This is a genomic window from Chloroflexota bacterium, assembly GCA_026710945.1.
GTDB lineage: Bacteria > Chloroflexota > UBA11872 > VXOZ01 > VXOZ01 > VXOZ01.
Window position 1 is genome coordinate 99,601 of record JAPOQA010000014.1, and the last position, 23,388, is coordinate 122,988.

Annotated in this window: 20 protein-coding genes, 1 tRNA gene and 1 pseudogene; 13 read left to right on the forward strand and 9 right to left on the reverse strand. The window is 58.4% G+C overall.

The genetic code is table 11. The features are described from left to right. Positions 1-21 precede the first annotated feature (21 nt). The 5 genes from priA to OXE05_02230 all read right to left on the reverse strand — a co-directional run bounded on the left by priA (position 22) and on the right by OXE05_02230 (position 6,023). On the reverse strand, positions 22-2,445 hold the full coding sequence (gene priA / locus OXE05_02210; protein ID MCY4436132.1) for a primosomal protein N': 2,424 nt from the start codon (positions 2,443-2,445) through the stop codon (positions 22-24). Then, complete coding sequence (gene gmk, locus OXE05_02215) at positions 2,421-3,062, reverse strand: guanylate kinase (protein MCY4436133.1); 642 nt, start codon at positions 3,060-3,062, stop codon at positions 2,421-2,423. The genes priA and gmk overlap by 25 nt, the downstream gene beginning before the upstream one ends. 136 nt (positions 3,063-3,198) lie before the next feature. Further along, the gene (rsgA, locus tag OXE05_02220; protein ID MCY4436134.1) at positions 3,199-4,206 is read right to left on the reverse strand and encodes a ribosome small subunit-dependent GTPase A; all 1,008 of its coding nucleotides are present in this window, start codon (positions 4,204-4,206) and stop codon (positions 3,199-3,201) included. A 147-nt stretch (positions 4,207-4,353) separates the two neighbouring features. Beyond that, positions 4,354-5,799 (reverse strand): trigger factor, encoded by a 1,446-nt coding sequence (gene tig / locus OXE05_02225; protein MCY4436135.1) that lies wholly within the window; start codon positions 5,797-5,799, stop codon positions 4,354-4,356. A 152-nt stretch (positions 5,800-5,951) separates the two neighbouring features. Beyond that, positions 5,952-6,023, reverse strand: a tRNA-Gly gene (locus OXE05_02230). A 273-nt stretch (positions 6,024-6,296) separates the two neighbouring features. Between OXE05_02230 and OXE05_02235 the strand changes: the two genes are divergently transcribed. The 7 genes from OXE05_02235 (at position 6,297) to OXE05_02265 (ending at position 14,647) form a co-directional block, all read left to right on the forward strand. Continuing rightward, on the forward strand, positions 6,297-6,749 hold the full coding sequence (locus OXE05_02235) for a nitrile hydratase subunit alpha (protein ID MCY4436136.1): 453 nt from the start codon (positions 6,297-6,299) through the stop codon (positions 6,747-6,749). 57 nt (positions 6,750-6,806) lie between these two features. Beyond that, the gene (locus OXE05_02240) at positions 6,807-7,763 is read left to right on the forward strand and encodes a Gfo/Idh/MocA family oxidoreductase (protein ID MCY4436137.1); all 957 of its coding nucleotides are present in this window, start codon (positions 6,807-6,809) and stop codon (positions 7,761-7,763) included. A 128-nt stretch (positions 7,764-7,891) separates the two neighbouring features. Beyond that, the gene (locus OXE05_02245) at positions 7,892-10,390 is read left to right on the forward strand and encodes a CehA/McbA family metallohydrolase (GenBank protein MCY4436138.1); all 2,499 of its coding nucleotides are present in this window, start codon (positions 7,892-7,894) and stop codon (positions 10,388-10,390) included. Continuing rightward, on the forward strand, positions 10,380-10,838 hold the full coding sequence (locus tag OXE05_02250) for an archease (protein ID MCY4436139.1): 459 nt from the start codon (positions 10,380-10,382) through the stop codon (positions 10,836-10,838). Before OXE05_02245 ends, OXE05_02250 begins: the two co-directional genes overlap by 11 nt. 95 nt (positions 10,839-10,933) lie before the next feature. Beyond that, entirely contained in the window at positions 10,934-12,325 is a 1,392-nt protein-coding gene (locus OXE05_02255; protein MCY4436140.1) for an RtcB family protein, read from the forward strand. A gap of 4 nt (positions 12,326-12,329) precedes the next feature. After that, positions 12,330-13,352: an AIR synthase-related protein gene (locus tag OXE05_02260; protein ID MCY4436141.1), complete on the forward strand. Its 1,023-nt coding sequence runs from the start codon at positions 12,330-12,332 to the stop codon at positions 13,350-13,352. Between the two features lie 233 nt (positions 13,353-13,585). Beyond that, a complete protein-coding gene (locus OXE05_02265; GenBank protein ID MCY4436142.1) occupies positions 13,586-14,647 on the forward strand; it encodes a beta-eliminating lyase-related protein in 1,062 nt (353 codons plus the stop codon). A gap of 103 nt (positions 14,648-14,750) precedes the next feature. Here OXE05_02265 and OXE05_02270 read toward each other — a convergent pair whose 3' ends face one another. Together OXE05_02270 and OXE05_02275 are read right to left on the reverse strand one after the other, a co-directional pair. After that, entirely contained in the window at positions 14,751-16,451 is a 1,701-nt protein-coding gene (locus OXE05_02270; protein MCY4436143.1) for a DUF5671 domain-containing protein, read from the reverse strand. Between the two features lie 44 nt (positions 16,452-16,495). Further along, positions 16,496-17,008, reverse strand: a complete 513-nt coding sequence (locus tag OXE05_02275; protein MCY4436144.1) for a hypothetical protein — start codon at positions 17,006-17,008, stop codon at positions 16,496-16,498. Positions 17,009-17,256: 248 nt separating this feature from the next. On the opposite strand from OXE05_02275, the gene OXE05_02280 reads away from it, so the two are divergent. The 3 genes from OXE05_02280 to rfbB all read left to right on the forward strand — a co-directional run bounded on the left by OXE05_02280 (position 17,257) and on the right by rfbB (position 19,712). After that, entirely contained in the window at positions 17,257-17,961 is a 705-nt protein-coding gene (locus OXE05_02280; GenBank protein ID MCY4436145.1) for a hypothetical protein, read from the forward strand. A 301-nt stretch (positions 17,962-18,262) separates the two neighbouring features. Continuing rightward, positions 18,263-18,640: a phage holin family protein gene (locus tag OXE05_02285; GenBank protein ID MCY4436146.1), complete on the forward strand. Its 378-nt coding sequence runs from the start codon at positions 18,263-18,265 to the stop codon at positions 18,638-18,640. Positions 18,641-18,683: 43 nt separating this feature from the next. Then, entirely contained in the window at positions 18,684-19,712 is a 1,029-nt protein-coding gene (rfbB, locus tag OXE05_02290) for a dTDP-glucose 4,6-dehydratase (protein ID MCY4436147.1), read from the forward strand. Between the two features lie 34 nt (positions 19,713-19,746). Here rfbB and OXE05_02295 read toward each other — a convergent pair whose 3' ends face one another. Together OXE05_02295 and OXE05_02300 are read right to left on the reverse strand one after the other, a co-directional pair. Continuing rightward, positions 19,747-20,154, reverse strand: a complete 408-nt coding sequence (locus OXE05_02295) for a MaoC family dehydratase (GenBank protein ID MCY4436148.1) — start codon at positions 20,152-20,154, stop codon at positions 19,747-19,749. Then, positions 20,151-20,549 (reverse strand): MaoC family dehydratase, encoded by a 399-nt coding sequence (locus tag OXE05_02300; GenBank protein ID MCY4436149.1) that lies wholly within the window; start codon positions 20,547-20,549, stop codon positions 20,151-20,153. Before OXE05_02300 ends, OXE05_02295 begins: the two co-directional genes overlap by 4 nt. A 317-nt stretch (positions 20,550-20,866) precedes the next feature. Here OXE05_02300 and OXE05_02305 point away from each other — a divergent pair. The 3 genes and pseudogenes from OXE05_02305 (at position 20,867) to OXE05_02315 (ending at position 23,319) form a co-directional block, all read left to right on the forward strand. Continuing rightward, a pseudogene (locus OXE05_02305) lies at positions 20,867-21,133 on the forward strand (metal-sensitive transcriptional regulator). A gap of 96 nt (positions 21,134-21,229) precedes the next feature. Continuing rightward, entirely contained in the window at positions 21,230-22,225 is a 996-nt protein-coding gene (locus OXE05_02310; GenBank protein ID MCY4436150.1) for a Gfo/Idh/MocA family oxidoreductase, read from the forward strand. Next, positions 22,222-23,319: a DSD1 family PLP-dependent enzyme gene (locus OXE05_02315; protein MCY4436151.1), complete on the forward strand. Its 1,098-nt coding sequence runs from the start codon at positions 22,222-22,224 to the stop codon at positions 23,317-23,319. Before OXE05_02310 ends, OXE05_02315 begins: the two co-directional genes overlap by 4 nt. The last annotated feature ends 69 nt before the right edge of the window (positions 23,320-23,388 follow it).

The following is a 23,388-nucleotide window of genomic DNA, read 5'->3' on the forward strand; positions in this document are numbered from 1 at the left end:
CCCACTCTCGAAACCGAACGTTTACAGTACGCTCACCGGGTCAACGTCGATCATCCATCCTGGCGGCACGTGAACTAAGAGATCGTGGATGCCCTGTCCGCGCACCATTACGTGCCAGCGGTAGAGCCCGCGTACCCGTTCAGGGAATGCAGGCGCGGGACCCAGAAGCTCAACTGCTAGCCGGTCACGTGCAATGGTCTTCTCTAGACATTGTACCAAAGCGATTGCCGATTCTGCGGCCCGTGCGAGGTTGCGGTCCTGATACTGCAGAACTGCCATTTCCAGGCTTGGAGGGAAGGCGCCTGTACGCTCTGCAATGCTCTTGCGGTAGAACCATAGGTAGCGACCAATCTCTAAGGCCCGCAGGGGGAGACTCGCCGGTGTGTACGTCTGGATGAGCATCTCCGCCTGAGCCGTTTCGGCCAAGAAACCGATGCGACGCAGGAGTTGGTACGTCCGCTCGGAGGCGCGAAAGTCAGGCAAGTGGAGCGCTGTGTCTGCGGAAACCACGGCATACAGGCCCACAGGTAACGGCTCGAAGAGCACGGCTGCGGTACCGACAAGGATGTCCAGCTTGCCTTCACGCAGCGCCGTGAAAGGGCGTTCCTCCTCCTTGGCATTGATCACGTCACGGTCCCAGCGGGCGACGCGGGCGGCAGGGAAGATTCGCTGTGCTTCAAGTTCGACACTCTGCGAGCCGACGCCACGGAAGCGCAGTTGTGTTTCGCATTGCGGACAGTGAGTCGGTATTGGCGATTCATCGCCGCAATGGTGGCACCGCATGACGCCACTCGCTCGGTGCTGCACAAGCGGCACGCTGCAGTGCTGGCACTCGATTACGTGTCCGCATTTGGGGCAGAGCGCATGGGTTGCGGCGCCGCGCCTATTCTGCAAGAGAACTACCGGCCGGTGTTTTTCAAGCGAACTCGCAATGGCATCACGCAACTCGCGGCTGATGAGCTGTCGGGGCCCCACGTGCCGCGCGGCGCGCATGTCTATGATTCTGGCGGTGGGAGTAACAGCAGCAGCCCGGGCGAAAAGCGCACGACCGCCCTCTACCTCTGCATAGGTGGTCACACGCGGCGTGTGGGAAAACAGCAGCATTGGCGCGCGGTGAGTCTCTGCTAGCCAACCGGCAACGGTAACCGCATGGAAACGCGGACTCTCCTGGTTCTTATAGGAGTCGTCATGCTCGCTGTCGACCAGAATCAGGCCGAGATTTTGAAAGGGCAGGAAGACCGCTGAGCGAGTCCCAACGACCATTACCGATTCGCCGCGCTGCACACGCTCCCACGCCGTCCGACGGCGGGCTGCGCCCAATGGCCCGTGCCAAGAGAGGACTCGATCAGGAAAGATGGGATTGAGCTTCTGTACGATCCGCTGCATTGCAAAGCTGTTGGGGGCAAGCAGCAGCACTTGGGTCCCGGATCCGAGCGCCCGCGCAGCGGCGTGCAGATGGAGTGCCCATGGCGTCGAATCTACTCCAGACGCCGTACCCTCCATCACCACCATGGTGTGAGTGTTGTCTGCCGGAAGGGAACTAGACATAAACTCGGATATCGCTGCCCAGGCGTGTTCTTGTTCAGGCGATTCCAACCCTGGCAGGTCGTGCGACTGCACCTCTCTTGCTTGGACTTCGTACGCTTCCCGAAAACTCACCAGTCCTCTTTCTTCCAGCGCACGTAGCGAGGCGACACCCGTCCCGGTCTCCTCCAGGAGGGTTCGAACCAAAACTCCTTGTCCATGCGACTCCAATGCTCGCAGCAGTTTCTTTTGCGAACGCGACCGTCGCAGGAGTGGCTCGGCTTCCCTGGTGGAAGACAGGCTTTCCACCCACAGGTCACGTAGGGACGGCGGCTTGAGGGGTTGCAATGCCGACCTCAGGTGCACCGCGCCGAGCTTCTCTAAGCGGCGCTGCATGCGTGTAAAGACGGACGGCCCAGCCACATGCGTCAGACGCTCATGCTCAACTTCCCCCTCGTTCTGCAATGTCTCGAGGAAGAGGCGCTCGTTGCGCGTCGTTGCCACATCCTCAGGCAGTGCGACGAGCGGGTCCAGTCTCGACCAACGCTTTACACGCCCACGTAGCCCGGGTGGGAGCATCGGCCCAATGACTTTCATCGGTGAAGCAAGGTAGTATCGCGCTATCTTGCGTGCAAGCGCGATCTGTGCCGGCGTGAGGAGCGAGCTGTCAGCGACAACATCCATGATTTCACGGACATCTTCAACCGGGGAAGTTGCAGCGCCGGATACAACTAGCCCTTCAATAATGCGCTCGCCGAATCCAACTAACACCATGACGCCGGGGGCAATACGATCTCTGAGATGGTCTGGAATGGCGTAGTGGTACGTCTTATCGGCAGGGACGTTGAGGACGTCCACAGCGATCTCGGCATACGGGGTGTCAAGGGGGGCGAGATTCACCCGCGCGGTGAGATTCGACACTTTTCCGCCGTAATTATTGCGCTCACTTGGTTTACGGCCTGGTCAATCTTGCCGGTGTGGTTAGTCACGAAATAATCGAAATTGGGAATCGAGGCAAGTTCGTGGCGCAGCACAGCGTCGCGCCTTGCTCGTTCAGCGGGGGACTCTACACCTCTTTGGTCTCTGCGCTCTTGAAGGGTCTCTAAGGATTGCTCCGGCACGCCGATGAATATGTGAATGCTCTCGGGCATGCGGCGGCGCACGGATGCGGCCCCTTGCACGTCCACCCGCAAGACAACGTCCTGGCCGCGGTCCAACGCCGTTATCACCTCATGGAGTGGTGTGCCGTAGCGGTGTCCGTAGACTACTGCGGTTTCCAAGAACTTCCCTTGGGCCTCCCACTGCGAGAACTCGTCGGACGAGAGATAATAGTGGTGTGTGCCGTGCACCTCGCCCGGTCGGGGGGCCCGCGTGACAGCGGTAATGACGCGATAGAAGGCCACTCCCTTGTCTGCCAGGCCGTCGATAATCGAATCTTTTCCCGCGCCGGAGGGGCCGGAAAGCACGAAGAGATGCGGTCCTGAGTCTTCCGCGAAAGAAGAAACTGCTTCCGGTCTTTGCTGCTCTATCGCATCCACTCTGGCAAACTCCGGCTTATTGGAAAACCGCTGTGGTGACCAGACTACGTTACGCGATTGCTGCCGGTCAATTGCGACCGACTGCGGCCTAGTCCGCCTCCAACGGCGCAACTCCTCACGCCTGGAGAAGCATGGATCACGCCTGCTCCCATGGAGTCAGATTCTGCTCGGTGAATTCAAAGTGGAACAATACGTAGCTCTTGTACCGGCGCGGCGTCATCGTGCCGGTCTCTTGTGCCGAGCGCACAGCGCAGCCGGGCTCGTCGATGTGCACGCAGTCGCGAAAGCGACATTGACCCATCAACGCGCGTACTTCAGGAAAAAGATGGGGCAGGTCTTCAGGTTCAATACTCCACGACGACAGTTTGCGCAGCCCCGGCGTATCCAGGACGTGCGACTCATCGTCGAGCGCAATCGTCTCGGTGCGGGTCGTGATGTGACGGCCCTCGCCCTTAGCGCCCACTGCTCCCGTGGGCAACGCGGCGCTCGCAGCAAGGCAATTGATGAGGGATGACTTGCCAACTCCGGATACTCCAGTGAAGACAGACTGCTTACCCCGCAACTCCTCACGCAGCGACGCTATCCCGCTGCCGGTGGCAGCACTCGTTTGGAGGATCTTGTAGCCAATGCGCTCGTAGACGGATAACTCTTCAGCTACCTCGCGAGAGATGCCTCGGTCGAACTTGTTGAGCACTAAGCATGCCGGGAGGGTGTGGTACTCGGCAATTACGAGGTAACGATCCAGGAGCAAGAAATCGGGAGCGGGCTGAGAAGCTGCGAGCACGATAACGGCCTGATCGATGTTAGCCGCAAGGACATGGGCGCGTTTACTCTCGGGTGCCTGGCGCAGAAGTCCCCACGTCTCGTCATCATTCCGCAATATTTCTTCGATTACGGCGGTATTCGGGCTAAGTTCCCGAATGCGCACTCTGTCACCAACGCTTACAGGTGAGCGCGTCTGGGTAGGCAAGACTCGTTGCACGCGCGGCGCTCTGCTCTTGCTCGTTGAATAGATGAGCTCTTTACGCAGTTTTCCCCTAAGCTTGCAACTAAACGTGCCGTTCTCTGTTCTCACTGCGTACTCTCCGCGCGAAACCCTAGTAACCGTGCCTTCCTGAGTCCGTGTGCGAGGAAAGGCGCTCATGTCGTCACGCTGAGCGCGCTTTGAGTCGCACGCACTCTTGCAACGGTAGGTAAACACAGAGACCGACAACTAATCATAGCTGTCGGTCTTGGCGTAGCCATATTTCGCAGCATCCACATGCGGCCATCTCTCTCGGCAGCGATTGAGCTATGGGGAAGACGATGCAGCCGGGGCCTCCGATGGGCTTTCTTCTGCGGGCGCCTCTTCCGTGTTGGCTTCTACGGTGACTTCCTCGATGGTAACTGTGTCTTTCAAGAAGTCGATTGTCTTGCGCATGCGCAAGTTCATCGCGATATTGGTGCGAGATTCGTTGCTATTCAAGTGCTGCTGCATCTGCTGTAAGCGCGCCTGCACTTCATCCTTCGTAGGCTGTTTCGACGTTACGATCATCCCTGCCTGCTGCTGCTCTTGCTGAGCGATCTGCATCCGATAATTCGCCATGCTCTGCTCGATTTCGCCTTCAATCTCCTCTGCGGGAACCGCAATGTCTTCCTTACTTGCAACGGCGTCGAGCGCAATGAAATTTCGGACCATATTCTCTGCCCGATCTTGAATTCGCTGTTTCCAATCTTCCTCCGAGAGGTTGATCATCTGGAGGTAGTATTCCTTAGGTATGCCGCGCTGTGCGGCTTCGAAGGCTTCCCGCTGCTCCAGGCGCTGCGCCTGTTCTTCGATGAGGACGTCCGGCACCTCAAACGTGGCACTGGTGACGAGTTCCTGGACGAGCGTGTTCTCTGCCTGCTGTTCGGCATCTTGCTCCGCGCGTTCTTCCAGCCGCTTGCGCACATCCGCACGCAGATCGTCGATGGATTCGAAATCCCCAGTGGCCTTTGCCAATTCATCGGAGAGACCCAGGAGACGTTTCTGGCTCGTACTTATCATCTTGATCTCGAAGTCGGCCGACCTGCCGCGTACAGCTTCCACGGCGTAGTCATCCGGCAACAAGAGGATGAAGGAGCGCTCTTGCTCGGCGACCATGCCGATGGCGGCTTCATCGAATCCCTCCGGCATGTTGTTTTCGCCTATGATCATCGTGGAGCCGGGCGTGTTGGTGACAACACGGCCTTCGACGCTGATACGCAAGTCCAGGTTGACCCGGTCGCCTCTTTCTACCGGTCGTTCCACGTCGTCCCATTGCACGAACTGCTGCTCAAGGCTCTGCAGCACGACTTCGATATCTTCATCGGTGACAAGCCGTTTTTCCTTGGTAATCTGGATAGCCCGGTAGTCACCCGTATCAACTGCGGGCTTCACCGGCACCGTGGCTGCGAAAGACACGGGTTGATCCTTCTCGGCCTGTAGCAGCTCAAGTTCCGGGTTGCCCACGGGCTGGATTTCCGTCTGGTTGATTGCTTCAGCGTATGCCTCCGGCACGAGGCGATCGAGCGCTTCGCGAAAGACCGATTCTGCGCCGGCATGACGCTCGACAAGGGCCTGGGGCGCGCGGCCGCGGCGGAAGCCGGGAATGTTGACTTTGTCGCTAACACGACGCACGGCGCGCTTGTAGGCCGTCTCGACCTCTTCGAGCGGCACATCCACCGTAAGCTTCACCCGGCTCTTTTCGAGTTTTTCCGACGCTACCGTGATCATCATTGCCGTGTATGCTCTCCCTTACCTCAACACCACTATTCGTGCAGATGTATTCCGCTACAGTATTCGCGAATGTCTATGACATAGCAAAAAAAGAGGCGCAGCCTTAGCAGCGCTCTTTTTCTTCCACGTCGGCGTTCTCGTGACCTGCCGGGAGCGGAAGACGGGATTCGAACCCGTGACCCTCTCCTTGGCAAGGAGATGCTCTACCTCTGAGCCACTTCCGCAATGCTTGATTCGTCATTATTATAGCGAGTTAGCGAGTTCTTGGCAAGATGCGGGGCAATGAAAGGACGGAGAGTACACTACGAGTGTGAGCGCCTTCCGAAGCAAGATAGCTGACGCATAATTGCGTAGTGTCCAAGGGTGCGTGGGTTTCCCCTCGCAGTCTTAATGCAAGAGTGGCTGTGTGTAGGCTGGCTACGGCCGGCAATGAAGCGATCAAGGGTAATTCACAAGGGATATGATATGCTAGTCAAATATACTGAAGGAGGCAAGATATGGCACAGGACGACAAAAGTGATGCACGTCGGGTAATAGCGCGCGCTTGGCAAGATGCGGGATTCAAGAGCTTATTGCTTCGCGATCCTCGTGCGGCGCTGGAGGACCTCAACATCGAAGTTCCAGACCACTTGTCCCTCTCGGTCTATGACAATTCCGGCTCCACCCACCACATGGTGATTTGCACGCCGTGCAGTTGCTACCCCTCCTTCATTGGGGCGGCTCCCGGCTACTGGAAGGACCCAGATTACAAGACCGCCATCACACAGAATCCCGCTGCTTGGCTTGAGGGAATGGGCACGAAACTTGCCCAGGACGAGAATCTAAAGGTCGTAGACACTGACGTGAACAGCCGCGCATTCGTCATACCTAAGCAGCCGGAGGGCAAGATAACCGAGGAGGCTACGGCGCAAGCAGTCACTGCTACCAGTCTCGTCGGTCACACACGCTAGCAAGAAGCCCGGGTCAATTCTTGCCTTGAGTAGACACTATTCTGAGAGAATCAAGAGATGAACTTGTGCATCGTTGGGTACGGCAGTATTGCCGAAGTACATCGCCGGTCGTTTGCGCGGATTCCCGGCGTGCGCGTCGCGGCCGTCGTCGGTAGGCTCTTAGAACCGACGCGGGCTTTTGCCGAAAAGTGCGAAGCTTCACTTGCTACGGTTGAGTTGGAAGAGGCTCTGGCAAGAGATGACATTGACGCGGTCGTGGTCACGTCGCCCAGCGCTAAGCACGCGGCGCAGGCGCAGGCCGCCCTTGAGGCTGGCAAACACGTGCTGGTGGAGATTCCCCTTGCGCTTTCACTTCGTGAATCAGAGATGCTCACCGCTCTGGCAGAGCAGCGCGGCCGCACCCTGATGGTGGCTCATACGATGCGCTTTTGGCCGACGTTGACTGCCGTGCGGCAACGCATCGCCGAAGGCGAGTTGCACGTACACAGCCTTTACATTCACTATGGGTTCCTACGTCGGGAGAACGTGAATTGGCAGGGGCGGCGGCGCTCGTGGACCGACAACTTGCTCTGGCACCATGGTTGCCATGCGGTGGATACGGCACTATGGCTGCTGGGAGAATCCGCCCAGGACGTTGCCGGCTTCATGGGCCCGCCGCACCAAGAGCTAGAAATCCCACTGGATCTGGCGGTGTCGCTCCGCACGCCGCGCGACCAAGTGGTGTCATGTGCGCTCTCCTACAACACGATGCGTTCTCTCCTTGAAATCTTGGTCATCGGTGAAGAGACGACGCTGATGGTGCGGGATAGCAAACTGGTAGATCCCCATGACCAGATAATAGCCGCGGGCGGCGAGAATGAGGAAGGCAGCGCGGTCTACCTGCAAAATATCGAGTTCATCAGCGCGCTTCGCCAAGAGCGGGAACCCATAGTCTCCGGTGAAGCTGTCCTGCCAACCATGCGCGCGCTGCAGGCGGTGCAGGATATGAATCCGCAGAATCCGCATCAGCAATAGGTTTCCCGCCCCGCAAGCGGGCTCGTGGTTGCTGCCGGGAATGTCATGGTATCGATCATCCACAGGCGCGCTTTCGATTCTGACCACCCCGTCTTTTCGTCCAGTACGGCCTGATGAGGAGGGCATTGATGGTACACGCAAAGCCTCTCGATCTGTCAGCAGTGCGGAATGCCGCGCGCCATGACGACGTATCGTCCTGGGACGGCCCCGTGGCACAGGACTTGGCAAAGCTGCCTGAGGGGGAGCAGGACTTCTGGGGGATTCCCTTCGCTCTAGGCTCTGTGGACGCAACGGAAAGTTGGATTTGCTTGAGTGAAGAGGGTGTCGCCGTTCCAGTCGGTCGCCGTGGCATCACGCACTTTGTCTTTGCGCACTTTTGCGACGCAGAACCGGGCGTGTCATCCCGGCCCGGCATGAGCGGCATGGTATTTAACCCTGGCGAGCAACTTGCCGCGTATACGCTCCGCTACGCCGACGGCGGAGAGCAGGTGCAATCAGTCCGGCGGCGGTTTGAAATCAACTCGACCGTCGCTTGGGGACAAATGGCATTCGCTGCCCGGCCGCAGGGAGGCACGGAACCGGCTGACATCAACGGGCCGTACCCGCGCGGATCTTGGGGACACTGGCAGACGGGCCTCAAAATGCAGCGGGCACGGTCGGCTTCAAACTACTGGATATACGCACTGCCAAACCCCAATCCCGATCGAACCGTTGAGTCGTTGCAGTTGGCGGCAACAAGCGGAGTCTACGTTGTGGTTGCCGGCATTACGCTTTATACGGGAAAGCACCATCCACTGCGCCACAATCAGTTGGAAAGTTTTCGCATTGTGCTTCCAGCGGAAGTGCAGGATGCGTCGCCGGAAGACACAGCGGTGACGGTAGACCTTGGCACCTTGGCGCGCAAGTATGCAGTCCCGGCGTTCGACCCGGAGACGTGGCTCGATGACGAGGCGCCCGGCTTGGGCGAGAAAGCCAGTAATGAAGCAGAGAAGACGCTAATCGTGGACGTAACCGCAAGCCCCGATGCCACGCTGGATGTGGCCGGGCATGCCGTGCCCATGGAGTCCTTGTACAACGCCGGCGAGAGCAAGAGCGGGGACGGCAAGGTCCGGGTGGAGGTGCTTACGCCGGAGCGGACGTGGGTCCACGTGCGTTTGGAAGAAGCAGCAAGCGGCAAGACAACCGCCGCCCGGGTCCACTTTCGTTCGCCGGACGGCCGCTATTTTCCACCTTACGGCCACCGGCATGAAGTAAACGACAACTGGTTTGAAGACTACGCTGGCGATCTCAAGTTGGGATCTACCCAGTACGCCTACGTGGATGGCACCTTTCAGATTGAACTGCCGGTAGGCGATGTCTATGTCGAGATATTCAAGGGCTTTGAATACCAGCCCTTACGCTCTCGTCTCAAGATTGCGCCGGGGCAACGGGAATTAACTCTTAAGCTGGCACGTCCGCTCAATTGGCGCGAGCACGGTTGGGTGACCGCCGATACTCACGTGCACTTCATCTCACCGCAAACCGCCTGGCTGGAAGGTCAGGCCGAGGGTGTGAACCTGATTAATCTTCTCGCCTCTCAGTGGGGCGATTTGTACACCAACGTCGCTGACATTACCGGCGAGGTTTCCGGCGTCAGCAGAGACGACACCGTTGTGTACGTGGGCACCGAAAACCGGCAACACTTGATGGGTCACATCAGCCTGCTGGGCGTCAAAGGCGAACCGGTGTACCCCATGACCACGGCCGGACCGGGTGAGAGCTACATTGGAGACCCAATACTCAGCAGCATGAGCGAATGGGCGGACCGGGCCCGCGAACGCGATGGCCTGGTGGTCATCCCGCACTTCCCAAACCCCTATACTGAAGCAGTAGCGGAGATAGTGCTCGGCAAGGTAGACGCGGTTGAACTCAAGTACTTTACGCCCTCCATCGACGGATTCGGCCTGCATGAATGGTACCGATTCCTCAACAACGGCTACCGGGTGGCGGCTGTGGGAGGCACGGACAAGATGAGCGCCGGAATTCCTGTCGGCGGTGTGCGCACCTACGCGCTGTTGGAGGACGATTTCTCGTTCGGCACATGGGCCCAGGCTGTGCGAGACGGGCGTACATTTACGACCAGCGGCCCGCTCCTGGATGTGCGCGTTGAAGGGAAACGGCCCGGCGATGAGCTCAAGCTGCCGTCCGGCGGAGGCACATTGACGGTTGAGGCGTGGGCGGATTCAGTGTTGCCGTTCCACGAACTGCAAATTGTGTGCAACGGCGCCGTGGTCGCAACCAAGACAGTGCCCGATGGAGGCAAGACCTGCCGCATCAGCCAAGAGGTGAAGCTGGATGGAAGCGGTTGGATTGCGGCGCGTTGTGTCAGCTCGTTGGAAGTTCAACATTACTGGGTAGTGAACGTGGCGGCCCACACGTCCCCAGTGTATGTCGTAGCGGACCAGCAAGATCTCTTCAACCCCAGTGACGCAACGTACATGATGACTATCCTGGATGGCGGACTGACCTGGCTCGACACCTTAGCGACGCGGGCCGACGCCGAACGCCACACGGGCGTGCGCCGGGGCTTTGAGCACGCAAAATCTCACCTCCAGGGGCGTCTGCACTCGCACGGACATGAGCACTAGAGGCCGCGTGCCGGCAGCGAGTGACACCGGTTTCGCATTCGTAGAGCATACGGCCGACATTGGTGTGAGGGCTTGGGGGCCCACTCCCGCCGCCGCTTTTGCCGCCACCGCCCATGGTATGTATGCCATTACACTTGGCAAGGAGCCGGCCGAAACGACGGGACCGACGATAGAGCGCACTGTTACCGTCAGTGGCGAAACGTGGCCTGACCTCCTCGTGAACTGGCTTGCGGAACTGCTCTTCCAATTCAGTGTGGAGGGAGTGGTGGCTTATGAGTACGAGTTCTCGGCGTGCGCACCGCCGCGATGTTCCGCCACAATCACTGGTATAGCCATCGAAAGTGAAGATCAGGTAGCGGGCGGGGAAATCAAGGCAGTGACGTACCATAAACTGAAGATCGACGTGCAGCCGGAGTGCACGACGGTGCAAGTAATCTTCGACATCTGAGCAGGTAAGGTTTCATGGGAAAGAGCGCGCCACAGAACTGGCGGTCGGTGCTGCGACAGCGGGATGCGGTCCGCTGGGAATTGCCAGTCGAATACATGCCCGGCATGCGTGTGCCGGGGCTGATCTATGCTGATGCGGCCATGATTGATTCGATGGCCGGTGATATGGCGATTCAGCAAGTGGCAAACATGGCCACGCTGCCGGGAATTGTCCGGCATGCCCTTGCCATGCCGGACATCCACTGGGGGTATGGTTTTCCCATTGGGGGCGTTGCGGCGACGCGGGTCGAGGACGGCGTTGTCTCTCCGGGCGGCGTCGGATTTGACATAAATTGCGGCGTGCGGCTCTTGCGCACCAATCTTCACGAGCGGGAAGTAAGGGGCCGTCTGCCGGAGATTATGAATCAACTCTTTCGTGACGTCCCTACCGGTCTGGGGCGCGGCAAGAGGAAGCGCGCCGCGAACATTAACATGGAAGACGCTCTTGCCGCGGGGGCGGCGTGGGCAGTGGAGAACGGTCACGGTAGGCGGGAAGACCTCGCCGCTATCGAAGCGGGAGGGTGTCTGCCCGGCGCCGATCCGACGCAAGTGAGCCAGCGGGCGCGTCAAAGAGGGGCCCCTCAGCTGGGCTCGCTGGGTTCCGGCAATCACTTCTTGGAGATGCAAGTGGTGGAGACCATTGCGGACGCAGAAGCCGCCCACGCGTTCGGCATCACGGAACCTGGGCAGGTCATGCTTTCCATTCATACCGGCTCTCGCGGGCTAGGCCACCAGGTGTGCCAGGAATTTCTGGGCACAATGCAGCGCGCGATGGAGAAATACCGCATTACCCTACCAGACAGGCAGTTAGCGTGTGCGCCCATTCAGTCCGAAGAGGGCCAGGCGTATCTCGGCGCGATGTCCGCTGCGGCAAATTTCGCTTTTGCCAATCGCCAGGCCATTACCGAACGCACACGGCGGGCATTCCAGCACGTGCTTGGCAGCTCAGAATCTGGAATTGAGATTGGTGTGGTCTATGACGTTGCCCACAACATTGCAAAGATGGAACGTCATCGGGTCAATGGCAAGGAAGCGGACCTGTGCGTTCACCGCAAAGGCGCCACCCGCGCACTGCCGGCGGGGGATCCCGACGTGCCCGCGATGTACCGCTCTGTGGGTCAGCCGGTCCTCATCCCCGGTGACATGGGTCGCTACTCGTATATTCTCGTGGGGCAGGACCGGGCGCGGCACGAGACCTTTGCCTCAACCTGTCATGGCGCGGGACGTGTGCTGAGCCGGGGTGCGGCCAAGAAGAAGCTGGCCGGTGTCGACCTAACACAGGTGCTCCGCAGCAAGGGCATTGTCGTGCGTGCCCAGAGCAAGGCCGGACTGGCGGAGGAGGCAAGCGACGCCTATAAGGACGTGCGAGAGGTGGTGAATGTGGTCGAGCAATCCGGCATTGCCCGTGTGGTGGCGCGCGTGCGGCCAATCGGTGTGATCAAGGGTTGACTCGATGCTCCAAGGCAAACTACCCGCAGCCCTCTTGTCTCAGTTGCTCAAAGCTATACCAATCGATGACCCGGACGTAATCGTGGGTCCCCGCTTGGGCGAGGATGCCGCCGTGTTGGACATTGGCAATCGGTACCTCATCGCAAAAAGCGATCCGATTACGTTCACCGCGCATCGCATTGGCTGGTACGCTTTGCAGATCAATGCCAATGACGTGGCAACGATGGGTGCGCGTCCGCGCTGGTTCCTGGGCACCCTCTTGCTCCCACCCACGTGCAGCGAAGAGACAGTAAAGGAGATTTTCGCCGACATCAAGGAAGCGTGCCGGGTGCTGGGTGTCACGCTGGTTGGCGGGCATACGGAGGTGACCGACGGTGTCGTCCGACCCATCCTTGCCGGGACACTCTTGGGAGAGGTCGCCAAAGACCGGCTAGTCATGAATGCGGACGCGCGGCCCGGGGACGTAATCCTTCTCACTGCAGGCATTGCGATTGAAGGCACTGCCATTCTTGCACAGGATGCGAGCGAGGAACTCGCGGCCCAAGGCGTGGCGCCGGTCACAATCGCGCGTGCGCGGGCATACCTTGACGACCCCGGCATCAGTGTGGTTCGTGCCGCGGAGGCGTTGTGCCGTGCAGTGCATCCACGCGCGATGCACGATCCCACGGAAGGCGGACTGGCAACGGCTCTGGTTGAACTGGCGGCAGGGGCGGCATGTGGGCTCGCAATCGACCTTGCCACCGTGCCGGTCTTACCGGAGACCGCCGAAATTAGCATGGCTCTAGCGCTTGACCCACTCGGCTTACTCGCGTCAGGCGCCTTGCTCGCGGTCGTAGCGCCGGATGACGTCGTCAAAGCCTTAACAGCACTGCAGGATTGTGGCATAGAAGCTGCCGCCATTGGCCGCATGACCGAGCAGGTGGAAGGAGTGCGGATGCAGGTGGAAGGGGCTTGGCACCCAGTACCTACATTCCCGCGCGATGAATTGGCGCGCTTCTTTGCAGAAGCCGGCGGGAACGAAACGTAGCTTTTCTGCACTGCCGCGACGGCGAGACTCTCCGGCTGCGACACATCCGGCCGATGTCGAACGTGCGCTAATTGGGCAGGGACTCTATACTTGAAAGAAGATGAATCCTGCTAAGTGTGAAGGTGGGTGCTGCCTAAGAGCGTGGTACGGTTCATGCCGCTGGCATGTGCAGACCAGAGCAATCAAGAGAAGCCAACTAGCAAGACAAGGAAGTTCAGCAAGGGAGAGAACGGATGCCTAAGGTTATTGACCTGCGCAGCGATACAGTAAGCATGCCGACCGCGGAAATGCGCGAGGCGATGAGGAATGCGGAAGTCGGTGACGACTGCTATCGAGAAGACCCTTCCGTTAATCGATTGGAGGCCATGGCGGCGGAAATCACGGGCAAAGAAGCAGCGCTCATGGTCACCAGCGGCACGCAAGGCAACCTCGTGTGCCTCCTCACCCATTGCCGCAATGGTGACGAGTTCGTTGTAGCAGACGAAGCTCATATCATTACCACTGAGTCTGGCGATTTTGCCTGTGTGGCGGGGGCATCACCCCGCATCGCGCCGTCGGAGAGGGGCATCCTGACAGCCGACAATATCCGCAGTGTGTTGCGACGGTCCTATGACGCATTTTCTCCCACACGCCTGATCTGTCTTGAAAACACTAACAACCGTGGCGGCGGGGCGATATATCCGCTGTCCACCCTTGCCGGCATCCGTGAACTGGCCGATGAGCAAGACATAAATGTGCACATGGATGGCGCGCGTGTGTTCAATGCAGCGGCGGGTTTGGGCGTGCCTGTATCTGAAGTGGTGCAGTACGTAGATTCGGTGACATTCTGCCTCTCCAAGGCATTGAGCGCACCAGTAGGGTCTATTATTTGCGGTACCGCAGAGTATATAGAAACGGCTCGACGCTTCCGGCGGATGCTCGGCGGCGGCTTGCGGCAGTCCGGCGTGCTAGCCGCGGCCGGCATTGTCGCGTTGGAGACTATTCCCCAGAAGCTTCCCCAAGATCATGCCAATGCCCGCCGCCTCGGCGAAGGACTTGGCGAGATCGACGGCATTTCCGCCGATTCCGTGGAGACCAATATGATATACATCGATATTGACCCCTCGCTGGGGGAGGCGCAGCAGCTTGTGGATGAGTTGGCAGCGCGGTCAGTGAAGTGCAGCGCAGTCTCAGCCGATCGCATTCGCCTCGTAACCTACCACCAAGTCACTGCGGATGACATAGAATCGGCCATTGGGGCCGCGCGGGATGCAGTTGAGGCGATGTCCGGTGTGCCGGCCGCTGCACAGGTCTGATACGGCTCTGAGTTTCAGCTTGGGTCAGGAGAGCTGCAGCAATTGCGCAGCGTAATTGGTACTGAAGCGGATTGCCGCACCTCGTGAGATGACGCGGATGTGTCTACTCTTCCTTGTCCTGAGGGGCCTGCAACCGCTGCCGCACTTCATCCGGCGTGAGTGAAGTCTCCAGAAGTGCGAGTTCAGTGCCCTCCGGCAGGGAGCTTTGCGCAATTTGGGCTTGCGCGGCTTTGAGGTTTCCGCCCGTAAGCGTAACTACGACGCTGTGCACTTCCGGTTCGGATGCCGCATCTCCGGCCGCTGAAGGCGCCTGACTCTCAGTGACCGTAGACTCTTCTTCTTCCCGTGGGGCCCGGTGCTCCAGACGCAGAAAGCGCACATGGTACGCCAACAACGTGATGGCGATCAGCGCCAAACTGACGTTAATGTTCAAAGCATCGATGAAGTCGTTGCCCGAGCCGATGCCGAGCACGGAACGCAACCCTTGGTAGAGCAGCGTCCCGACTGCAATCACGACGGCGATCACGCTAGCTGATGATACAAGGGAGAGGTAAATGCGGCGCACTAGCGACCCTCGTTCTTCACCGCTTTCGTCGGCCTCCAAATCGTGCTGGATTTGGCGCCAATACCACACCCAAGCGGCAAGGCCCACGAGCAGCAACGTCACGTAGAGGCTAAGCTGCTGCTGCAGGAATTTCTCAGGCAGATCGAGGGTGTCCGCCTGGCCGGTCAGAATTCCTATGATCAGGCGCAGGATGCCAAATGCCCCAAATGCCAACAATGAGATGCCTATCGCCGTTAACAGGTACGAGTAAACCCGGCGTATCGACGCCTGGCGCGGCAATTCGGAGACGAGGGCGGCATCCCTCTGCAGATGATACCGGTGATAGAACCAGCCCGTGGCAGCTACGGCCGCAACTGGAATGATCCATGCCAAGTTATCAAGGAACGCAATTTGATCGTCAACGGCATTCAGAATGTTCAAGAGAACCAAATAGAGAATTCGCCCTACTGCCAAGAGAGCGCCGGCTGCGGCAATGCCCACGGACAGATAGAGATAGACCTTGCGCAGAGCCGATCGTAATTCCGGACTATCGGCAGTGGCGGTTTGGCGCTGGATCATGGCCCAGTGGAATGACCAGCCGACACTTCCGACAACGATCCATGCAACGCTGTTTACGATGGGCAATTCCCACCACGCAGCATCGGCTGAATCAGCGCCAAAGAATCGTTGAATAATCGTTGTGAGCAGTGGGATGAGTGATGTAACCACTATTCCCAAACTGCCGAAGGATGCGGCGTACCAGTACCAGCGCGTGATGGTTGCGGCCGCTCCGGTCTGAAGCTGCGCGGGTGGTCGCTGGCGGATATGGTACGTCCAGAACAAACCGTAGATTACCACCTCAGCGAGATGGTCCAGCAAATTGGCCGTTTCGAAGGGATTGCCCGCAAGGCGCGCAAGCGGAACGAATAGGACCTCCCCTGCTCCCTCGGCGGTCTCAATGAGGGTAACGCCCAGGACGCCTAGAAAAAATAGTGCACGGAGCGGGCTGGTTTCCTCGGCGCTGTTGCGCGCAAGTCGCTGTGCCCATATCCAATGTCCCAGCCAGAGTGGAGTTCCCACTGCGATCAGTGCGAGGTTTAGGCTCAGTTGTTCGCGCCACCAGTCACTGCCCAAACTGAACTCGGCGTCTGGCGAGAATGTCAGGAGAGCAAGCCGCAGCAGTTCGCTGCTGGCATGCATGAAAAGCAAGAGGCCGATAAAGGCAGCAGCAAGAATGTAGAGGCGCCGTACCGTAAGCATTGCTTGTTCCCCGCTACGCGAATGGCTGATTGCAGTGACGTTTCCTACGCGACGATATTGTGCAGCATCCATACATCGAAGGGCTTAACGACCTTCCACTCGCCATCGATCTGCCGCAACCGCACTTCAACTTCACGCGAGTACCGGTTAGACTCAAAGACTCCAAGGAGACCCAAGGGCGTCGGACGGGAGTACCAGGTAGTAATGTTGACCCGCACGGTGGCCAGACCCTCCACGGTCTCCGCTTCTTCGACCACCAGGCGCACGCCGGTGTTCAACCCTGAGCGACGCGAAGGTAATAGTGAATAACCGCTATCTTTCTCCCGTTCTTCTATGTCCTCCAGGACTTCCGGCGAGAGATAGGACTTTGCCCGGTCATTGTCCCCGCGCGTTGCCGCAACCACAAGATTGTGCACGACGTCTTCGGGCGCGGCGCCGGCACTGTATTCAAGCTCAACCGAGGTAGGAGAGCGCCATACAAGAACGACGGCGAATACTATGATGAAGAATATGACGATAAGAATCGTCGCCAGAAATCGGTCAATTCCTTTTAGCATCGGACCTGCCTGCAATTCTCAGTAGCGTGCTGCAAGATCGACTATGAGTCTAGTATAGCAAGACGGCATTGAAACTAGATAGAAACCTGCAACATGGATTAGCTTTCAGAAGAGGCACCGGCGTACTACGTTGGAATAGTCGCTTGTGAAGGCTTCTGTAGTGACTCAGGGAGAGATCGCGTAGAATTTAAGGGCAGGAGTTGCTTCAGACCGGTGCGGCGCGGTACTTGCCGCGAGGAGGATTGTGGATGAGCGTACTCTCAGGAAGGACTCTTGGCGGATTGTGCCTCATTGTGGGCCCGATCCTGGCGCTCGTCTTCTTTGTCTTCCAGCCTGGCGGCGTCCTCTACAACAACGCCTTGATGGACAAGGCCGAAGCTACCATTGTCGCTCTGGAGCGCTACCATGCTCTGGCAAACCTCACGGGTATCGGTATTGCGCTGGGACTAACTCTCGCCCTCTACGGCCAATTCGCACTTCTGCGCAGCTTGCAGAGTGACACAGGCGATGAGGCTCTTTCTCAGTTGGGCCTGTTGTTTCTGGCGGTGGGCGCAATCGGTTGGGTAGTGATGCAGGGGCTGAACCTGGAAATGGCCGATACGAACACGGAAAGTGCTGCCTCCTTCCAGTCAGCCGCAGCCGTTTTCAGGGTTGAATTCGGGATAAGCCTGATCGCGGGTCTTTGTGTCGCGCTGGGATTTTTGCTCTTTAGTTTGGGACTTGCAACCAGAAAGGGTTTCAACCGTATTGCCGCCGGGATCATTGCCGTTGTCTCGCTCATCGCGCTCGTGAGTCAGATCATCGGCATCAGCGTCACGTCTCTAACGAATTCCATGATCCAGATAGCACGGCTTTGCTTTGTCTTTTGGGCAGTCTGGAGCATATTACTTGGCGTGGGCTTGCTCCGACGGAAAAGTTTGAAGCCGGTTGAGGAAATCGGAGACCAGCCGTAGGGTTTGATTCAGTCTTAGCTATGCCTCTACAGGCAAGGTGCGAACGCAAATACGCTTACAGAGTCTGGCGCCATCAATTGGCGTGCACTTCAACGTGTGGCAGACGTCGAGGCTCCGTAAGCTAGGGTGTACAACCGGCATGGCCCTTCGACGCACAATAGCCGTGTGACGATAGCAAGAATTGGCAGGAAGGGCACTATTTCTTGTGCCTTTGGCTGCAGAGTCGTGCAGCCCAATGCCGAGACCGTATAATTGATCCGAGGATCGGCAAATCCTGACAGCAGTGGCGGAGGAATCTCTCGTGCGCGTCTTGTTACTCCGAAGTTTGGCAGTGCTGGTTGCCGTAGTGATTGCGAGCCGCTTTGCGCTTGTGGAATTCACCGACAGCGGCGATTGGCTTTCGCTCATTGTTTTTGCAGTAGGGGTGGCTTTGATCAACGCGGTGATCGGGCCGGTACTCAAGGTCATTTCGTTTCCGGTGACAGTACTGACCTTAGGCATCTGGATTCTTGTTTTGAACGGCCTGCTGTTCTGGTTGGGTACCGCCCTCTTGCCAGGGGTTGAGCTGGCTGAGTCGGGCCGACCGACCTTACTCTCGGCCATGCTTGTTGCACTTATCATTAGTGTGGTCAGCTTTGCCGTCAATAGAGTTGTGAAAGAGGACGAAGACAAAGAATGAGTTTGCACGACCGTACCTCAAGCAATTAAAGGACTTAGGCGAAATGCGAATCTTGGTGACTGGCGCCGCAGGATTCATTGGAAGTAACTATGTGCGCTTCGTCCTTTCGGAGTATCCGGATGCCGATGTGGTGGCGGTGGATAAACTAACGTACGCCGGCAACCTGGACAATCTCGCCGCTCTTGAAGAAAACTCTCGGTTTCAATTCGTACATGCTGACATTTGTGATGCCGGTGCAATTGATGAAGCGATGGCGGGCTGTGACGCCCTCGTCAACATTGCCGCGGAGAGTCATGTGGACCGCTCGGTAATGGACCCGGCGGCGTTCGTACGGACGAATGTGGAGGGAATCCGCGTACTCTTGGAAGCGGCCCGCGCGCACGGCGTGGAGCGTATCGTGCAGGTGAGCACTGACGAGGTATACGGACATGTGCCTGTAGGCACCTCAACCGAGGATGCGCGCCTGGCGCCCCGCAACCCCTATTCGGCCAGCAAGGCCGGGGGTGAGTTGCTGGCCCTTGCATATTTCACCAGCTTTGGTCTGCCGGTGATGATTACGCGCGGCGCCAACACTATCGGCCCCCGCCAGTATCCGGAGAAGGTGGTACCGGTTTTTGTCACCAACGCCATCGACGACAAGCCATTGCCCATCTACGGAGAGGGTGAAGCCGTACGCAATTACATGTACGTTGCAGACCACTGCGCCGGTGTCGATCTCGTCTTGCGAAGGGGGGAACCTGGCGCAGTATACAATGTCGGCGTGGAGTTTGAGGTTAACACAGTAACGCTGGCGACGAGTATTTTAGATGCTCTCGGCAAGCCGCATGCATTGATGCGGTTAATTGAGGATCGCCCCGGCCATGACTTCCGCTATAGTCTGGACTCATCCCGCCTTGCGGCGCTCGGCTGGCAGCCGCAGTACGCGTTCCAACAAGCATTGGTGGAGACGGTGAACTGGTATGTCGACAATGAGGACTGGTGGCGACCCATCAAGTCCGGCGGGTATGGGGAGTATTACGAGCGGAACTATGCCGAACGGCTTGCCCGCTCGCGTCCCCTCGTCGCAGGATAGGCTCCACTCCGCACACTAGTGGCGGCATTCAAGTCTACGGCTTGAGCTCCGCGCTGCCTGTAACCAGGTCATTGCCGTCTTCATCACGGCAGCCGACCGTGATCTGAAGGCTGCCCGTCTCGCTGTCTACCTTCTTGATAGTTCCCCAGGCGGTTACCGTGCTTCCCACGTAGGCCGGCTTGCGGAACCTGACCTTCAACTGACCTGACGTGATCCATGCCTCTCCAAACGTGGTTGTTAGCATCTCCATGACATACGCGAGTAGCAGCATCCCGTGAGCGATCGGACGTTCGAACGGTGTGGTGGCGGCAAATGCTGGATCAGTATGTATAGGGTTATGATCTCCGCTCGCCGCCGCATAACTCTGTAGCGATTCCAGCGTTATTGATCGTGAGCGGGCAGGCAATTCAGCGCCAGGTCCCCAACGCTCGCTTGCACTCATTCCGCTTCCTCACTCCCGGGCATCATCAGCATAGAGCGGCCTGACAATATCGGTCGATTTTGGTGAAAGGCCGTAATCTCAACCACAATCACGTCCATACCGGCCCGTGACGTGGCCTGGACGACTTCTGCGGTCGCGGTGAGCGTACTGTCTACTGGGGCGATGTCTTGGAACGAGAACTCCTGGGTAGCGTGTACCGAACCGGGCGGTAGTCCAATGGCCTCTATAAGCCCCGCTAGGACCCATGCCGCAATTGCCAGCGGTGGCGCAACGTTGCCGTCGCCGTGGTACAGCGGACTCTCACTGCCGACCGCGGCAAGATACTGCTGCACTCTGTCGGGGGAAACGTGTACCGTTTGTTCAGGAAAGCGATAACCGACGGAAAACCGAGGCATGTCTCTTTGCTCGTTCAGCGCTAGGTATGGGTAACCGGGATGGCGCGACCCACACACCTGCATTGAATTCCACTACAGCGACTCTGTCGGCTGCAATTCTACTCCTCATTCACGCCTGAAGGATGCAAGCCACTGCGGCCCATTATAGCCGCAAAGGCTGCGCCCATTCCAGATGCACGTACGCGCCCACCATATGCGTGAAGTTGGTGTACAATAACCAGCAAAACACCCATCACCTGACTCGGATTGCACTGAAGTACGCGCAAGGTACCAACTGAAGATTCTTTGATAGCAAAGATTCCGAGCAAGGGGTCGAATTGTCTGAAACGCCGAACGGACACCGCTATCAAACCGAGCAGCAGGCCTTGCTCAATCGGCTGCGGCGCATCGAGGGCCAGGTGCGGGGCATTCAGCGCATGGTTGCGGAAGACCGCTATTGCGTGGAAATCCTCCAACAAATGGCGGCAATTACGTCCGGTTTACAGGAAGTCTCGCTGATTGTGTTGAGGAACCACATCGAGGGATGCGTATCGGAAGCGATTCGTTCCGGCGAAGAGGAAGAACTCATCGAGGAGTTGATGAACGCGATTCGAAACGGTGTCGGCCGTTGGGTGGTTCCCCCGCACACGGCGAGTACGACGGAGCCGGTATCAAGAATATTTCAACAAGAGGAGTAAACTATGGCACGTGTTGGCTGGGGCATTATTGGATGCGGCGACATCGCGAACAAAGCCGTGGCGCCTGCCGTCAACGAGGATCCAAATAGTAGCCTTGTTGCCTTCGCGAGTAGCAGCCAGGAGCGGGCGGAGGACTTCTCGACGAGGCATGGCGCGCAGCGGGCTTATAGCGACATTGAAGCGTTCCTCGCAGACCCGGAGATTGATGTAGTCTATGCCGCCAGTCGCGTGTATGAGCATCTGCCGCAGACAATTGCTTCCGCGGCGGTGGGCAAACACGTGCTCTGCGAAAAGCCGATGGCGCTCACGGATGCCGAGTGCCGTGAGATGATCTCTGCCTGTCAGCAGGCCGGTGTGAATTTGGCGATCGCCTACTACCGGCGCTACTATCCCAAGAACATCAAGATCAAGGAGCTACTCGCTAGCGGGGCAATCGGCACACCGGTCTTGGTGCGCATGGTCTTGACCGGCAACTACGACCCGACGCCGGATGACCCGAAGATCTGGCGCGTAGACCCGGCGAAAAGTGCCGGGGGTCCGATCGCAGACGTAGGCTCCCATCGACTCGATCTCCTTTGCCACTGGTTTGGCGATCCTGTTGCGGTGGCGGCCCGCAACGAGACGCTCGTGCACTCGTATCCCGCGGACGATGCGGATGTGCTATTGATCAAGATGGCAAGCGGCGTTCAGGTGACCGCCTCCTTTCACTGGAGCATAGGCGTCGGTTACGACACGATTGAGATATTTGGAACGGAAGGAGCGCTGTTCAGCACACCTACCGATGGGGCGAATCTGGTCCTGAAGCATGCCGCGGGTACCGAGGAATTTGACCTCCCGAATGCGGAGAATAAGCACTCACCGCTTGTCGAGGACTTTAGCGCGAGGGTCCTGGCAGGTGAACCGCCGCTCTACTCGGGTGAAGACGGAGCCAAAGCAACGCGCATCATAGAGACCTCTTTCGCAGCAAGCCGCGCCGAAAAGTGGGTGACAATCGAATGATGAACATAATTGGCCGACCGGCAGAAGACATCGACACGCCGGCACTGTTGGTCGATCTCGACATCTTGGATCGCAACGTTGCTCACATGGCACGCGTCATCATCCATGATGCGGGCATCAATTGGCGTCCGCACACCAAAGGCATCAAGTCGCCTGCCATAGCGCACTTACTTGTGGATGCCGGCGCAATTGGGGTTACATGCGCCAAGCTCGGTGAAGCCGAGGTGATGGCCGCAGGCGGCATCCGCAGTATTCTCATCGCTAACCAGATCGTTGGACCCCAGAAGATTGAACGGCTGGTCAACCTCCGCAGGCATGCCGACGTGATTCCTGCCGTGGACAACGAGGACAATGTCCGCGAGATTGCCGAAGCGGCGGCACGCAAGGGCGTGCGGCAACGCGTAGTGGTTGAAATCAACGTAGGCATCGACCGGGCCGGGGTGCTTCCAGGCGAGCCGGTACTTAGCTTGGCAAAGAAGGTCGCATCTTACCCAAGTCTTGAGTTCGCGGGGGTCATGGCGTGGGAAGCGTTGGTTCTCGGCGCCAAGGATGATGCTGAGAAAGCGCGCATGGTCAAAACGGCTATCTCACAGCTCACCGAAAGTGCAGATCGTTGTCGCGATGCTGGGTTACCGGTGGAAATCGTGAGTTGCGGCGGCAGCGGGACGTATTGGCACACCGCGTTCCAGCCGGGCGTAACTGAAATCCAGGGCGGAGGCGGCATTTTTTGCGACATTACGTACCGCGAGCGGTTCGGGGTAAAGCATGATTATGCGCTTACGGTTCTCTCAACCGTAACCAGTAGGCCCGCACCGACGCGCATCATCTGCGACGCGGGCAAGAAGACGATGAGTACGGATGCAAGCACCCCCAAGCCCTGTGGTCTGCCTGAAGTCGCCTCCGTAGGTTGTTCGGCAGAGCATGGGACAATTCACCTGGTAGAGGGGTCCGATATTCCCCGCGTCGGAGACAAGATTTCGTTCATTGTGGGCTATGGGGATACGACCGTGTTCCTGCACGACAACTTCTACGGCATTCGCGACGGCCGCGTGGAGGTGGTGTGGCCGATACTCGGTCGCGGCAAACTGCAGTGAGAAAAACGAATCGCTCTCAAGCCTCGCTTCGGCGGCAAGAGAGCGATTCTGAATTTCGTACGCATGCCT

What these genes read in the sequence shown, in the direction of transcription:
- rsgA (MCY4436134.1), bottom strand. Translation starts at nt 4,206, where the DNA reads ATGAGCGCCTTTCCTCGCACACGGACTCAGGAAGGCACGGTTACTAGG.
- tig (MCY4436135.1), bottom strand. Translation starts at nt 5,799, where the DNA reads ATGATGATCACGGTAGCGTCGGAAAAACTCGAAAAGAGCCGGGTGAAG.
- OXE05_02235 (MCY4436136.1), top strand. Translation starts at nt 6,297, where the DNA reads ATGGCACAGGACGACAAAAGTGATGCACGTCGGGTAATAGCGCGCGCT.
- OXE05_02240 (MCY4436137.1), top strand. Translation starts at nt 6,807, where the DNA reads ATGAACTTGTGCATCGTTGGGTACGGCAGTATTGCCGAAGTACATCGC.
- OXE05_02245 (MCY4436138.1), top strand. Translation starts at nt 7,892, where the DNA reads ATGGTACACGCAAAGCCTCTCGATCTGTCAGCAGTGCGGAATGCCGCG.
- OXE05_02250 (MCY4436139.1), top strand. Translation starts at nt 10,380, where the DNA reads ATGAGCACTAGAGGCCGCGTGCCGGCAGCGAGTGACACCGGTTTCGCA.
- OXE05_02255 (MCY4436140.1), top strand. Translation starts at nt 10,934, where the DNA reads ATGCCCGGCATGCGTGTGCCGGGGCTGATCTATGCTGATGCGGCCATG.
- OXE05_02260 (MCY4436141.1), top strand. Translation starts at nt 12,330, where the DNA reads ATGCTCCAAGGCAAACTACCCGCAGCCCTCTTGTCTCAGTTGCTCAAA.
- OXE05_02265 (MCY4436142.1), top strand. Translation starts at nt 13,586, where the DNA reads ATGCCTAAGGTTATTGACCTGCGCAGCGATACAGTAAGCATGCCGACC.
- OXE05_02270 (MCY4436143.1), bottom strand. Translation starts at nt 16,451, where the DNA reads ATGCTTACGGTACGGCGCCTCTACATTCTTGCTGCTGCCTTTATCGGC.
- OXE05_02275 (MCY4436144.1), bottom strand. Translation starts at nt 17,008, where the DNA reads ATGCTAAAAGGAATTGACCGATTTCTGGCGACGATTCTTATCGTCATA.
- OXE05_02280 (MCY4436145.1), top strand. Translation starts at nt 17,257, where the DNA reads ATGAGCGTACTCTCAGGAAGGACTCTTGGCGGATTGTGCCTCATTGTG.
- rfbB (MCY4436147.1), top strand. Translation starts at nt 18,684, where the DNA reads ATGCGAATCTTGGTGACTGGCGCCGCAGGATTCATTGGAAGTAACTAT.
- OXE05_02295 (MCY4436148.1), bottom strand. Translation starts at nt 20,154, where the DNA reads ATGAGTGCAAGCGAGCGTTGGGGACCTGGCGCTGAATTGCCTGCCCGC.
- OXE05_02300 (MCY4436149.1), bottom strand. Translation starts at nt 20,549, where the DNA reads ATGCCTCGGTTTTCCGTCGGTTATCGCTTTCCTGAACAAACGGTACAC.
- OXE05_02310 (MCY4436150.1), top strand. Translation starts at nt 21,230, where the DNA reads ATGGCACGTGTTGGCTGGGGCATTATTGGATGCGGCGACATCGCGAAC.
- OXE05_02315 (MCY4436151.1), top strand. Translation starts at nt 22,222, where the DNA reads ATGATGAACATAATTGGCCGACCGGCAGAAGACATCGACACGCCGGCA.